Genomic DNA, 12,123 nt, shown 5'->3' with positions numbered 1-12,123 from the left:
GGTCATGACGCTCCCCCGACTCACCGAGTCCCCGCTCGTCCGCTCCGCGGGCTCCGCCTACTTCCCGATCGCCTTCATCGCGCGGCTGCCGTTCGCGATGATGGTCGTCGGCCTGCTCACCCTCGTCGTCGCCGAGCGCGACTCCGTGGCCCTCGGCGGGCTCAACGCCGCCGTCGCCGGCATCGGCACCGCGCTCGCCGGCCCGCTGCTGGGCGCCGCCGTCGACCGGCTCGGCCAGCGCCGCGTCCTGGTCCCGCTCGGCCTGCTCAATGCCGTGCTGCTCGGCGCCTTCGTGCTCGTCGTCGGCAGCAGCGCCCCCGACCTCGCCGTCCTGGCTCTGTCGGTGCTCATCGGCGCCAGCGCCCCGCAGGTCGCCCCGCTGTCCCGCACCCGGCTGGTCGCGATCATCACGCGGCACGTCGCTCCGAACCGCCGGGAGAAGCTGCTCACCGGCACCATGGCCTACGAGTCCGCCGCCGACGAGATGGTCTTCATCGTCGGCCCGTTCCTCGTCGGGATCCTGGCCAGCGCGATCGCCCCGTGGGTGGCCATCGCCGGTGCCGCCGTCCTCACCGCCGTCTTCGTCACCGCCTTCGCCCTCCACCCGACCGGCCGGCTCCAGCTCCGGACCGACGGGCAGCACACGGCGCAGGCCCCGGCCCGCGAGCTGCTCAGAGCGCCGCTGATGACCGTCGTCGCCGGCACCCTCGGCGTCGGCATCTTCTTCGGCGCCACCCTCACCAGCCTCACCGGCTTCCTCGCCGCCACCGGCGACGGCGACCGCGCCGGCCTCCTCTACGGCGTCATGGGCATCGGCTCCGCGGCGCTGGCCCTCGGCTCGGCCGCCCTCCCCCAGCGGTTCACCGCACGAGCGCGCTGGCTTGTCTTCGGCTCGCTGCTGCTGGCCGCGGCGATCGGCTACGCCACGGCCCGCTCCGAGGCCGGTCTCGTGATCGCCCTCGCCGTCCTCGGGCTCGGCATCGGGCCCACGCTTGTGGCGCTCTACAGCCTCGCCGCTGCGCTCAGCCCGGCGGGCCGTTCGGCGACCACCATGACGCTTCTCGGCTCCGCCGTCGTCGTCGGACAGGCGGTCGCCTCCGCCGTCACCGGTGCCGTCGTCGACCGGTTCGGCGCGGAGACCGCGCTGGCGCTGCCCGCCCTCGCGGCCGCGCTCGTCGTCGCCGCCGGGCTCGCCCACCGGGCGAAGGCCGAGCAGCCGGCCGAGCCGGAGCGGGAGCTCGTCGACGCCTGAGCCGCCGCGCCCGTGCCCGTTGACACGGCTGGGCAGCGGAGCAGCATGGCGGTCGCGGCGACGCCGCCCGGGCGCCGCCCGCCATCCGAGAGGAGGGCGGCATGTACGCCCGATCCACCACCGTCCACGCCGACCCGCAGCGGATCGACGACGGCATCGCCTACATCCGCGACGAGGTCATGCCGGCGGTGCAGAGCATGCCCGGCTGCATGGGTCTGTCCATGCTCTGCGACCGCAGCTCCGGCCGCTGCATCGTCACCACCAGCTGGGACTCCGAGGAGTCGATGAGCGCCAGCAGGGACGCGGTGATGCCCATGCGCGACCGTGCCAAGGACGTGATGGGCGGCGGCTTCGACGTCCAGGAGTGGGAGATCCTCGTCCTGCACCGGGCGCACCAGGCGCCCGAGGGGGCGTGCTGCCGTCTCACCTGGACCCACGGGGACGGCGCCCGGATGGACGAGATGACCGAGACCTTCCGCACCGGCATCATCCCCCGCCTGGACGACATCGCGGGCTTCTGCAGCGTCAGCATGATGGGCGACCGGCAGTCCGGGATGAGGGTGCTGACCGCCACCTACGACGACCGGGCCGCCCTGGAGGCCTCCGCCGACTCGGTCCGTGGCATGCGCGAGCAGTTCACCCAGCAGCTGGGCCTGGAGGTCACCGACATGGCCGAGATGGAGCTGGCCATCCACCACCTGCGCGTCCCCGAGATGGCCTGAGGACGGCGGTCGGCGCGGGTGTGCGGCCCGCGCCGGCTCGCGGTCTCAGCCTCGATGACCGTAGGGGTCACGGTGTCGCGGAACCCGGGCAACCCTCCTTTACCACCCGTCCCACTTCCGGCAATCTCACGTTCCGCACTTGCGCGGCTCCCAGGAGACCCACCGGTTCACTGCCCTCCCGCGACCGGGGAAGAGGCGCCACTGTCGGTCACCGGAGTCCACCGCGCTCCCCATCGACAGGTAGGGGCGCTCGCCCGAAGTCCCCGGAACGGTGCGATGCCGTGCCTACGCTCCCGCGGTGTTCACGGCCGACGACATCGATTCCCGCTCCGCGCAGCCCACCGCCGGCGACGACGTGCAGTACGAGTTCACAACCGCACGCGCACTCCGCGGCCTGGAGGCCCGGACCATCGCGAAGTGGGCGAGGGACGGCTGGGAACTGCACACCCGGGACGTGGGGACGGTGCGGACGGAGCTGACCTTCCGCCGGGTGAAGCCCAAGAACCCCTGGCAGCAGTTCGTGGCGTTCGTCGCCGCGCACTGGTCCGCCTTCGGCCGCCTGACGTCGACGACGCAGCAGTTCGCCCTCGCGGCGGCGGGCGCCCTCGTCGTGCTCGTCCTGGTCGGCGCCGTCGTGACGGCCGGCGTGCTGGGCAGCGGATCCACCCAGGCGGCCGCAGCCCCGACCGAGTCCGCCCCCAGCGAGCAGCCGGCCGCGGACACCGCGGGTGAGACGCCGTTCGTGGCGCCCCCGACGGCGGTGGCCGCGCCCGAGGCGTACAGCTACGCGGGCCCGCAGTACGAGATCGTCGTGGTCGACGAGGACGTGACCAACGCCGGACTCACCCGGTACTGGGTGCTGACCGCCCCGTTCGACTACTCGACGGACGACTACAAGAACCAGATCCGGCTGATCGTCGAGGACCTCGCGCGCCAGAACGGCACCGCCGATCTGCTAGTCGACGTCGTCACGGACCCCGAGATCGCCGAAGCGGAAGCCTTCTCGACGATGCAGGCGTTCATCGACGAGCACGGCGACGACTACTTCCTGACCACGATCCCCGAGAAGGAAGAAGAGCACTGGATCGCGTCGTACACCGGCGGCTTCGACCCCGATACCGCGCAGGCGAGCAGCGCCGCCGACGCCTACGAGATGATCTGGTGGAACCCCTTCGCGTCGGAGACGCTCGAGCAGTGGAAGCCGACGCTCGCCGACTGAGCTGATCCGGGACGGTCGTCAGACGCCGAGGTGGGCCAGCGCCTGCATCAGCAAGGTCGCCTGACCGTTCATCAGCTCGCCGAGCACCACGGGGTCGCGCGCCTCGAGCGGCGAGAACCAGGTCAGCTCCAGCGCGTCCTGCTGCGGCGCGCAGTCGCCCTCGACCGGTACGACGTAGGCCAGCGACACCGCGTGCTGACGCGGGTCGTGGAACGGCGTCACGCCCGGCGTCGGGAAGTACTCGGCGACGGTGAACGGCTGCGGCGCGGCCGGGATCCGTGGCAGCGCCAGCGGGCCGAGGTCCTTCTCCATGTGCCGCAGCAGCGCCGCGCGGACCCGCTCGTGGTACAGCACCCGGCCGGACACCAGCGCGCGCTTGATCTGCCCGTCCTCACCGGCCCGCAGCAGCAGACCGACGGCGATCACGGTGCCGTGGTCGTCGACCCGCACCGGGACGACGTCTACGTAGACGATGGGCAGCCGCTCGCGCGCGGCGTCCATCTCCTCGCGGGAGAGCATGCCGCCGCCGGTCGCCGTGTTCAGCTCGGTCATGGGGACTGTCTACCTCAGAAGCCCTCGCGGGCCGGACAGCCGCCGACAGTGGGCGCGGATGCGCACTTCCGAGGCGCGCACCTGCGCATCAGCGCCCGCCGTCGACCCAGCTCAGGGGCGTGGCCGTCAGACCGAGGTCGGCACCTCGGGACGGCGGCGCACGGTCCGCACGGTCCGGATCGCGGCGTTGCGGGCCAGCTCGCGGATCGGGCCGGTGTCGAAGATCGGCCGCGAGGGCTCCTCGACGGCGGCCGGCACCTGAGCCGCAGGTGCCTGCGTCCGGGCGGCGACCTCGGCCAGCGCCGCACGGCGCCGCGCGAGGATCGCCTCCTTCTGCCGGTCGACCCGCTCCTTCTCGGCCATCACCAGCAGCTCTTCCTTGGCGATGGCGACGGTCTTGCGCGACTCCTGCGCCAGCTCCTCGATCTCGACGTCGCCGGTGTCGCGCAGGGCGGCGAGCTTGTCGTAGGCGGTCGGCGGGCTGAAGTTGAGCAGCATCTTCATGAGCACCGGGAGGATCTCCACGCTCATGAACAGCAGCGAGAGCATGAACTGGGCCGCAGCCATCGTGCCGTTCTCGTCCCCGAGGCGGTCCAGAGCCTCCAGCCGCATGAGCAGCCCGCCGCTCCCGGTGTTGGTCGCGTCGAACTGCGCCTGCAGCCGGTCCTGCTCGGCGGTCAGCCGCTCCAGCTCGGCCCGGTCGGTCTCCAGCGACGACGCCGCCAGCGACGCGCTGCGAGACTCGGCTGCGGATGCCGCCTCGACGGCGTCGTCCAGCGCGGAACGGGCCGCCACCACGACCGCGGCCTGGGCATCCGCCGCCTGCCGCGCCTCGATGTAGGCCTGCCCGGTCCCGGCGTCACCGGTGCCGCATGAGCCGTCGAGCTCGCACTGCGCCTTGGCGTCCAGCTCGCGCGCGGTCGCGATCTCGGCGTCCAGCGCCGTCTGCTTCGCCGTCACGTCGGCCCGCACCACCGCGAGCCCGGTGTCGGCCACTCCCCCGCTGGCGACGACCGCCTCCGACTGCGCGATCCGCTCCTCGAGCTCCGGCAGGTGCGCGAAACGGGCGTCGTCGGACAGCGAGGCGCGGTAGGCGTCGCCCTGCTCGGCCTGCATCGTCACGATCTCGGTGTCGATCTCCTTCGCGAAGATCTGCATGGTCAGCGGCGTCGCGATCACCACGCCGAGCACCAGCGCCAGCCCCACCCGCGGGACGGCGAGCACCAGGTTCCGCTTCAGCGACGAGTCGTGCGCCATCCCGACCATCAGCATCCGGTCCAGGTTGACGACGACGAGGCCCCAGCCCAGGCCGATCACCAGCGCCAGCGGCCACCACGCGCCGAGGGCCATGTGCACCGCGAAGGCCATCGACACCAGCGCCAGCCCACCGGTGCTCAGCAGCACGCCGCCCAGCGCCACGAACTTGGCGCGGGCACCCGGCGCCGCCTCCAGCACGTCGGGCCGCGCGCCGGCCAGCACGGCCAGCCAGTTGCCGATCCGCCCTCGTCGGAACCTCAAAGTCTGTGCACCCCCGAGACGGCGGGGTAGCGGATGACCGTCGCCTCAGCTGCAGTTATCGGCAGCCGGCCGGCCGGCCGGGACGTGAGCCATCTCGCGGAAGCGGCCGTCGTCGTGCCGGAACCCGTTCCCAGCGGCTCCCCTGTCCAGCACAGTGGACGACGACGGCAACGGCGCCGTCCGCGCGAGGGGGAGCACCGCATGCACGCCCGATCGACCACCTTCCGCGGCCTGCCCGGTGCGCTCGACACCGGCATCGCCCACGTCCGGGACGACGTCCTGCCCGTCGTCTCGCAGATGCAGGGGTGCGTCGGCCTGTCGATGCTCGTCGACCGGCACACCGGCCGGTGCGTCGTCACCACCTCCTGGGACGACGCCGACGCCATGCAGAGCAGCGCCGAGACGATCGGCGGCATCCGCGACCTCATGGTCCGGACGCTCGAGGGCGCGGTGGACGAGGCCGAGGTGGCCGAGTGGGAGGTCGGCGTCCTGCACCGCATGCTCGGGACGCCGCAGCACGCTGCCGCCCGCGTGATCTGGACGAAGGGCCCGCTGGGCGCGGCCGACCGCATCGTCGAGCGCTTCCGCAGCCACATCGTCCCGCGGGTGCACGAGCTCGCCGGCTTCTGCAGCATCAGCCTCTTCGTCAACCGCGAGAACGGCCGCTGCGCGATCACCACCGTCTACGAGGACCGCCAGACGATGAACCGCGCCAAGGGCCAGGCGCAGGCGATGCGCGAGGAGTTCACCACCCACCTCGGCATGCAGATCGGCGAGGTCGCGGAGTTCGACGTCGCGCTGGCGCACCTCCGGGTGCCCGAGACGGTCTGACGACGACGGCTCCGAGCGGCACTTGCTTTGCCCCAGGATAGGGGCACAGCGGGCGGCGTGCTCCTGTTGCCGGACGGCGTTTGCTGGCAGCATCCCGGCCGTGGCGTACGACTCACATTCACATGTACTCGGCGGGCTCTTTCACGGCTTTGAAGGTCAACGAGTCGCGACCGATGAGGAGTTGACGCAGGGCCTTGCGGCGTCGCTCATCTCGCTCGACGCCAACGTCTTGCTTGGTCTTTACAGGTATCCCGACGAGGTCAGCAGCGCACTCCTCGAAGCGTTGGACGCCTTCGCAGAAAGAGTATTTGTGAGCCACCAGGCGATGAGGGAGTTCTGGCGCAACAGGACGTCGGTCCTTGCCGACCGATCGAAGGCACGCGACGAGGTCGAGAAGCAGCTCAGCGCGAGGGAATCTGCCGTCCTCGACGCCCTTCATACCTGGGCCAAGAAGATTGCCATCGACGAAGACGATCTCGAGCAAGCACGCCTTTTGGTCGCACGACAGTTCGACGTCCTCCGGAAATTGGTGTCCGACAACCACCGTGACGACGTCGAGAACTACCCCTCGCCGAGCGAGGATCCAATCGTCCAGCAGCTCGAGACGCTGCTAGAAGGCAAGGTGGGCCGACCAATGCCCAAGCCGGATTTCGATGCGGCAGTCGTGGAGGGACAACGCCGCCACGCCGCTGAAGAGCCTCCCGGGTACAAGGAGAAGGCAGCCGCGAAGGCTCACCTGCCTGAAGGCGTCGCGGGCGACTACTTGGTGTGGTTGCAGTCGATCGCAGAGGCGAAGCAGCGCAGTCTCGACTTGCTGCTCGTAACGGCGGATGAGAAGGAAGACTGGTACTGGCGGTCTTGGGACACAGTGATCGGCCCTCGCACGGAACTCACGAAGGAGTTCTTCGACGCCACGGGCAAGCGCCTCATGCTGATGACGCCCCTGGAGTTCATTCGCAGGTACAGCGCGCTCGGTGGGGACGTCTCCGATCAGGCGCTCGCTGAGCTTGAGCGTCATGAGGCATCAGATGACGGTGATGAAGAGCTTCCAGCGGAGAACAGCGGCTCGTGGACGGAAGCGGCGGTTCACCAACTCCTGGAGCAGTTGGCTGTCCAAGCCCCCGTCCAGGCAGCCGTGATCCGCGCCGCCGCCGCGAACGGCGGGAGTGTTGATCGGCGGGAGGTATACCGCCTCGGTGGCTACAGCCCCAAGCGGATGCTGCGCGGCTTCACGCGACCTGTGCGCCGAATGTCCCGGTTACTTCAGGAGAAGGGCGCCCTCGAGTTGAACGCGCCTGAAATGCTCAGCCCGCGGTACGACCACGGCGTGCAGGCCAATGCGTTCGAAATCCCTCAGCAGGTCGTTGAGATCCTCACCCGCACGTGATTCGAGCGGCGACTGGAGTCCTAGCGGGCGGGCGGCACCCAGCCGGCGGCGAGCTTGTCGTGGACGGCCTGCAGCGCGGCCAGCGGCGAGAGGTGCAGCTCGTGCTGGAGCCGCTTCACCTCCGCGAGGACGGCGCCCCACTGCCCGGACGGCGTCGCCGCGCGCAGCCGCTCGCCTGCGGCCTCGGCGTCCATGGCGGCACAACCTAGGGGCCGCGCGCCTCCCGGCGGAAGGCCTCCGCGAGCGCCGCAGCTGCCACGATGGGATCCCGGACGAGGGAGGCCCCGGTGGACGACGCCCAGCTGGTGCTGCCCAGCGCCGGCCCCGACCCGCTGCCGCTCGGCACCGCGCTGGCCGCCGTCGTCGGTTACGCGCAGGGACGGCGGCCTCTCTACTACCGCGCCGCCAACGCCCGCACCGGCCGCTGGGTCGAGCTGCCCGCATACGGCTACGAGCGGTTCGACCGCCGTCCGCGCTCGACCGGTCCCCTCGGCGAGCCCGACATCCTCACCGCGGAGGGACTGCACGGCCGGCTCGATCGCGAGGCGTGGCAGGCGACGAAGACAGCGCTCGCGGACGTCGGACCGCTGGCCGACGCCGTCGCCGAGGCCGCCGCCGGGCGCCGGTTGGAGAACCTCCCGGACGACGAGTTCTCCGTGCTGGCCGAGCCGGGCACGGTGGGTGCGGCCCTGCGCCGGCTGCGCGAGGCCACCGACAGGACGGCGTCGCCGAAGCACGTCAACGCCGCCCTCCACCACCGCCGTCCGGATCTGGTCCCGCTCCTGGTCCGCGCCACCCGGTGGCAGCTGCTCCCCCACGTGCGCGAGGGCGACAGCGGTGTGGAGGCGGTGGTCCACCGCGAGGTCAGCGGCAACGCCGCGGCGTTCGCCCGGCTGGCGGCGGACCTGGCTGAACGAGACATCGCGATGAGCGCCGTCCGGCTGCACGACGTCCTGCTCTGGCTCACCGCCACCCTGCGGCTGGACCACGCCGTCGCACTGGGTCAGGCGGAGGCCCACCCGGGGTCGCGGCCGGTCTGACCGAGCAGCCGGTGCAGCACCGGCGCGTCGTCGGGGACGGGCACCACCGGCCCGTAGATCTGGTCGCGCATCTCGGGTGCGTTCGCTGCGAAGTCGACGGCGTACTCGAGACACGCCTGCGTGCTGGCCGGGTCAGCCCGGTACTCCTGCCCCGTCGCGGCAGCCAGGTCCCACCCGTGCACGAGCACCTCGTTGAGCGCGATGACGCCGACCGCGCCCGCGGGCAGGTCCAGGCCGGCGATCACGGCCCGCCCCTCCCAGGCACCCGGCTCGCGCCAGGCAGCTGCGAGCGCGTCGAGCTGGTCCGGCAGACGCGTCCGCCAGTCCTCGGCGAGCCTGGCCGCGTCCGGGTACGGGCCGGGCGGCTGCGGCACTTTCCCCGCCGCCTCGCGGAAGGCGTGGGTGAGGCCGACGAGGTGGTCGAGCAGCGCGGCCACGTTCAGCTCGCCGCAGGGCGTCGGGTGGCACAGCTGGTCGGCCCGGACAGCGGCCACGATGCGGGCGACCTCGGCGGTCTGCGGGCCGAGGTCGAGGGTCGTCGTCTGCATGTCCGGTACGACCCTGCCGCCGTCGTGAAGTCATCGGGCAGGCTGGCCCGATGAGCGACCCCTTCGACCTCCGGCGGTTCGTCGACGCCCAGGCGCACACCTACGACCAGGCGCTCGCCGAGCTGCGCGCCGGCAGCAAGCGCAGCCACTGGATGTGGTTCGTCTTCCCGCAGATCGCCGGCCTCGGCCGCAGCGGCATGGCGCAGCGCTTCGCGATCTCCGGCCTCGACGAGGCCCGTGCCTACGCGAACCACCCGACGCTGGGCCGCCGACTGGTCGAGTGCGCGAAGGCCCTCACCGCGCTCGACACCGAGGACGCCGAGCAGGTCCTCGGGCCGGTCGACGCCCAGAAGCTCCGCTCGTCGATGACCCTCTTCGCCCACGCGGCACCCGAGGAGCCGGTGTTCCGCGAGGTCCTCGACCACTACTTCGGCGGAACCGAGGACGAGGCCACGACCAGCCGGCTCTGACCACCTGTACGGGTCGCGTACGGGCAGCGTCCCAGGTAGTGCGGGACACCTGTATCTGGATCCCGGGACACCTCTCTTCCTAGCGTCGACCGCGTCCGATCCAGCCGAAGCACGAGGTGCCCAGTGACCGCCGTCCTCGCCCGTCCGACCATCCCGAGCCCGCGCACGCCGATCGAGGACGCGCCCCGCCACTCCCCCGCAGTCGCCTACCAGCGGGTGCTGCACCAGGCCGTGCGTCGCGAGTTCCGGATGCTCGCCGAGCTGGCGACCTGGGCCCCGGCCGAGGACGCGACCCGCGCGGCCGACCTCACCGGGCACGCCGACCTGCTCGCCCGCGTCCTGCTCCAGCACCAGGCCACCGAGCGCGAGCTGCTGTGGCCGGCGCTCTTCCGCAGCCTGCCGGCACGCGAGGAGGACGCCGCCCGCGACGCCATCGCCTACTGGACCAGCCGGGCGGCCCTCCTCGACCACATGCTCCGCGACCTCTCCACCGCCGCCCGCCAGTGGGCGGTCGCCCCGACGCTGCCCTCGCGCAACACCTTCGCCCGCGCCTGCACCCGCCTCGCCGACCAGGTGGACGCACACCTGACCGCCGAGGAGCGCGACCTGCACCCGCTGCTCGGCCGCTACCTCACCGCCGCCGAGTGGACGACGGTCAGCCGGTCGGCGACGACGAACCTGTCGGGCCGCGAGCAGCTGATCCTGCTGGGCCTGGCCCTCGAGGACGCCTGCGCCATCGACCGCGCCCGCCTCATGGCCGGCCTCGCGCCGGCCACCCGCACCGCCTGGCGCGTCGTCGGCCGGCGCAACTACCGCGCGACCGTCGTCCGCCTGCGGGGAGCCCCGCCGGCCGCCTGAGCAAGACCGAAGCCTGATCGCAATGCCCCGGGCGTGTGAGCCCGGAGGGCATCGGGAACGCTGAGACGGTGAGTGACGACAACAGCGGGTCCGGTTACGTCGAGTCCGAGTACGAGCGCGACTCCAAGTACATCTCCGACCGGATCACCTCCGACGGGTCGAGCGCCTGGCCCGTGGAGCCCGGCCGCTACCGGCTGGTGGCCGCGCGGGCGTGCCCGTGGGCGAACCGGTCGATCATCGTGCGGCGGCTGCTCGGCCTGGAGCCGGTCATCTCGATGGGGCTGACCGGGCCCACGCACGACGAGCGCAGCTGGACCTTCGACCTCGACCCCGGCGGCCGCGACCCGGTGCTCGGGTACGAGCGGCTGCAGGAGGCCTTCCTCGCCCGCGACCCCGACTACTCGCGCGGCATCACGGTGCCGGCGATCGTCGACGTCCCGAGCGGCGCCGTCGTCACCAACGACTTCCCGCAGATCACCCTCGACTTCTCCACGCAGTGGACCGCCTACCACCGCGAGGGCGCGCCCGACCTCTACCCCGAGCACCTGCGTGACGAGATGGACGAGGTCATGGAGCGGGTCTACCAGGAGGTCAACAACGGCGTGTACCGCTGCGGCTTCTCCGGCTCGCAGCGCGCCTACGACAAGGCCTACCAGCGGTTGTTCACCGCGCTCGACTGGCTGGAGGAGCGCCTGGAGCACCAGCGCTTCCTCATGGGCGGGCAGGTCACGGAGGCCGACGTCCGCCTGTTCACGACGCTCGCCCGGTTCGACGCCGTCTACCACGGCCACTTCAAGTGCAACCGGCAGAAGCTGACCGAGTTCCCGACGCTGTGGGCCTATGCGCGCGACCTGTTCCAGCTGCCGGGGTTCGGCGACACGATCGACTTCCCGCAGATCAAGGAGCACTACTACGTCGTCCACAAGGACATCAACCCGACGCAGATCATCCCGTCGGGCCCGGACACGTCGCACTGGCTGATCCCGCACGACCGCGACCAGCTGGGTGACCGGCCGTTCGGCGAGGGCACCCCGCCCGGGCCGGTGGTCGAGGGCGAGGAGGTCCCGGCCGACCACGGGCCGGGAGGCATCCCGCACCGCTGAGCCGCCTGTGGACAACGGCTCGGCGGGTCGGTCCGGAGTGCCACCGTTCCCGGCATGACGACTCTCCCGCCGCTCGCCGACGTCCCCGTCCGCTCCGCCGACGACCTGACCGCCCGCTGGATGCTGCTGCTCGAACCACCGGTCTTCCGCGCCCGCAGCCTCTGGCTGGCGTGGCTCGGCCCCGACCGCCGCATGCTGCCGATCGTTCTCCCGGTCGACGACGTCCCGCTGGTGCCGGAGCCGGCGATGCTCGCAGACCTGACCCGGCTGCACGACTCGCTCTTCGAGAGCCGGCTGGGCGGCGAGGGGCACTTCGCGATGGCGCTGTGCCGGCCCGGCGACCCGGGCCTCCGTGAGGACGACGAAGCGTGGGTCGCGGCCCTGTCCACAGCGCTGGACGACGGCCGGATCGACGGCACCTGGAGCCTGCACCTCGCGGCCGGCGGCGAGGTGGCGCCGCTGGTCGAGGCGCCCCCGTGGCTGTGGTCGCGCTAGCTGTACTGACCAGACACGTTGGTCAGCCGTGTGATCGGTGGGCGGCGTCCGATCGCGGTGTGGGGCCGGTGATGGTTGTACTCGTGTAGCCAGCCGGGTAGGGCCTGGCGGCGGGCGAGTTCGGTGAG

At 71.9% G+C, this 12,123-nt stretch carries 15 protein-coding genes; 10 read left to right on the top strand and 5 right to left on the bottom strand.

Translation table 11 applies throughout. From position 1 onward, the window contains the following. The first annotated feature begins 4 nt into the window (after positions 1-4). From DCS98_RS04555 to DCS98_RS04545, 3 genes are all read left to right on the top strand, one after another. Positions 5-1,252: an MFS transporter gene (locus DCS98_RS04555; RefSeq protein WP_116450202.1), complete on the top strand. Its 1,248-nt coding sequence runs from the start codon at positions 5-7 to the stop codon at positions 1,250-1,252. 101 nt (positions 1,253-1,353) lie between these two features. Beyond that, positions 1,354-1,974, top strand: a complete 621-nt coding sequence (locus tag DCS98_RS04550) for a hypothetical protein (protein ID WP_116450201.1) — start codon at positions 1,354-1,356, stop codon at positions 1,972-1,974. Between the two features lie 298 nt (positions 1,975-2,272). Further along, entirely contained in the window at positions 2,273-3,193 is a 921-nt protein-coding gene (locus tag DCS98_RS04545) for a hypothetical protein (RefSeq protein ID WP_116450200.1), read from the top strand. Between the two features lie 18 nt (positions 3,194-3,211). Here DCS98_RS04545 and DCS98_RS04540 read toward each other — a convergent pair whose 3' ends face one another. Continuing rightward, on the bottom strand, positions 3,212-3,745 hold the full coding sequence (locus DCS98_RS04540; protein ID WP_116450199.1) for a DUF4916 domain-containing protein: 534 nt from the start codon (positions 3,743-3,745) through the stop codon (positions 3,212-3,214). A gap of 126 nt (positions 3,746-3,871) precedes the next feature. After that, positions 3,872-5,263 (bottom strand): DUF4407 domain-containing protein, encoded by a 1,392-nt coding sequence (locus DCS98_RS04535; RefSeq protein ID WP_116450198.1) that lies wholly within the window; start codon positions 5,261-5,263, stop codon positions 3,872-3,874. A 201-nt stretch (positions 5,264-5,464) separates the two neighbouring features. Here DCS98_RS04535 and DCS98_RS04530 point away from each other — a divergent pair, with 201 nt between their 5' ends. Together DCS98_RS04530 and DCS98_RS04525 are read left to right on the top strand one after the other, a co-directional pair. Beyond that, positions 5,465-6,094, top strand: a complete 630-nt coding sequence (locus DCS98_RS04530; RefSeq protein WP_116450197.1) for an antibiotic biosynthesis monooxygenase — start codon at positions 5,465-5,467, stop codon at positions 6,092-6,094. Between the two features lie 100 nt (positions 6,095-6,194). Next, positions 6,195-7,481 carry a PIN-like domain-containing protein gene (locus DCS98_RS04525; RefSeq protein WP_164704376.1) on the top strand — a complete coding sequence of 429 codons (1,287 nt, stop codon included), beginning with the start codon at positions 6,195-6,197 and terminating at the stop codon, positions 7,479-7,481. Positions 7,482-7,501: 20 nt separating this feature from the next. Here the strand turns inward: DCS98_RS04525 and DCS98_RS22850 are convergent, their stop codons facing one another. Further along, positions 7,502-7,675, bottom strand: coding sequence for a hypothetical protein (locus DCS98_RS22850; RefSeq protein ID WP_164704375.1), 174 nt, complete (start codon positions 7,673-7,675; stop codon positions 7,502-7,504). A 93-nt stretch (positions 7,676-7,768) separates the two neighbouring features. Here DCS98_RS22850 and DCS98_RS04520 point away from each other — a divergent pair, with 93 nt between their 5' ends. After that, positions 7,769-8,521, top strand: coding sequence for a hypothetical protein (locus tag DCS98_RS04520; RefSeq protein WP_241037177.1), 753 nt, complete (start codon positions 7,769-7,771; stop codon positions 8,519-8,521). Here the strand turns inward: DCS98_RS04520 and DCS98_RS04515 are convergent. Beyond that, complete coding sequence (locus tag DCS98_RS04515) at positions 8,485-9,069, bottom strand: TIGR03086 family metal-binding protein (RefSeq protein ID WP_116450194.1); 585 nt, start codon at positions 9,067-9,069, stop codon at positions 8,485-8,487. The genes DCS98_RS04520 and DCS98_RS04515 overlap by 37 nt on opposite strands. A gap of 50 nt (positions 9,070-9,119) precedes the next feature. Between DCS98_RS04515 and DCS98_RS04510 the strand changes: the two genes are divergently transcribed. From DCS98_RS04510 to DCS98_RS04495, 4 genes are all read left to right on the top strand, one after another. Continuing rightward, complete coding sequence (locus DCS98_RS04510) at positions 9,120-9,539, top strand: DUF1810 domain-containing protein (RefSeq protein WP_116450193.1); 420 nt, start codon at positions 9,120-9,122, stop codon at positions 9,537-9,539. Positions 9,540-9,662: 123 nt separating this feature from the next. Beyond that, positions 9,663-10,397, top strand: a complete 735-nt coding sequence (locus DCS98_RS04505) for a hemerythrin domain-containing protein (RefSeq protein WP_116450192.1) — start codon at positions 9,663-9,665, stop codon at positions 10,395-10,397. A gap of 68 nt (positions 10,398-10,465) precedes the next feature. Then, positions 10,466-11,500: a glutathione S-transferase family protein gene (locus tag DCS98_RS04500; protein WP_116450613.1), complete on the top strand. Its 1,035-nt coding sequence runs from the start codon at positions 10,466-10,468 to the stop codon at positions 11,498-11,500. 54 nt (positions 11,501-11,554) lie between these two features. Beyond that, entirely contained in the window at positions 11,555-11,995 is a 441-nt protein-coding gene (locus tag DCS98_RS04495; RefSeq protein ID WP_116450191.1) for a hypothetical protein, read from the top strand. Here DCS98_RS04495 and DCS98_RS04490 read toward each other — a convergent pair. Next, a partial coding sequence (locus DCS98_RS04490) for an integrase core domain-containing protein (RefSeq protein WP_164704374.1) occupies positions 11,992-12,123 on the bottom strand: 132 nt, incomplete at its 5' end. The two genes, DCS98_RS04495 and DCS98_RS04490, sit on opposite strands and share 4 nt — an antisense overlap.

The organism is Blastococcus litoris (assembly GCF_003075095.1).
Classification (GTDB): domain Bacteria; phylum Actinomycetota; class Actinomycetes; order Mycobacteriales; family Geodermatophilaceae; genus Blastococcus_B; species Blastococcus_B litoris.
Note: the sequence above shows the minus strand (reverse complement) of the source record. Positions and strands in the feature narration are given on the sequence as shown.

What these genes read in the sequence shown, in the direction of transcription:
- DCS98_RS04530 (WP_116450197.1), top strand. Translation starts at nt 5,465, where the DNA reads ATGCACGCCCGATCGACCACCTTCCGCGGCCTGCCCGGTGCGCTCGAC.
- DCS98_RS04550 (WP_116450201.1), top strand. Translation starts at nt 1,354, where the DNA reads ATGTACGCCCGATCCACCACCGTCCACGCCGACCCGCAGCGGATCGAC.
- DCS98_RS04515 (WP_116450194.1), bottom strand. Translation starts at nt 9,069, where the DNA reads ATGCAGACGACGACCCTCGACCTCGGCCCGCAGACCGCCGAGGTCGCC.
- DCS98_RS04540 (WP_116450199.1), bottom strand. Translation starts at nt 3,745, where the DNA reads ATGACCGAGCTGAACACGGCGACCGGCGGCGGCATGCTCTCCCGCGAG.
- DCS98_RS04495 (WP_116450191.1), top strand. Translation starts at nt 11,555, where the DNA reads ATGACGACTCTCCCGCCGCTCGCCGACGTCCCCGTCCGCTCCGCCGAC.
- DCS98_RS04555 (WP_116450202.1), top strand. Translation starts at nt 5, where the DNA reads ATGACGCTCCCCCGACTCACCGAGTCCCCGCTCGTCCGCTCCGCGGGC.
- DCS98_RS22850 (WP_164704375.1), bottom strand. Translation starts at nt 7,675, where the DNA reads ATGGACGCCGAGGCCGCAGGCGAGCGGCTGCGCGCGGCGACGCCGTCC.
- DCS98_RS04510 (WP_116450193.1), top strand. Translation starts at nt 9,120, where the DNA reads ATGAGCGACCCCTTCGACCTCCGGCGGTTCGTCGACGCCCAGGCGCAC.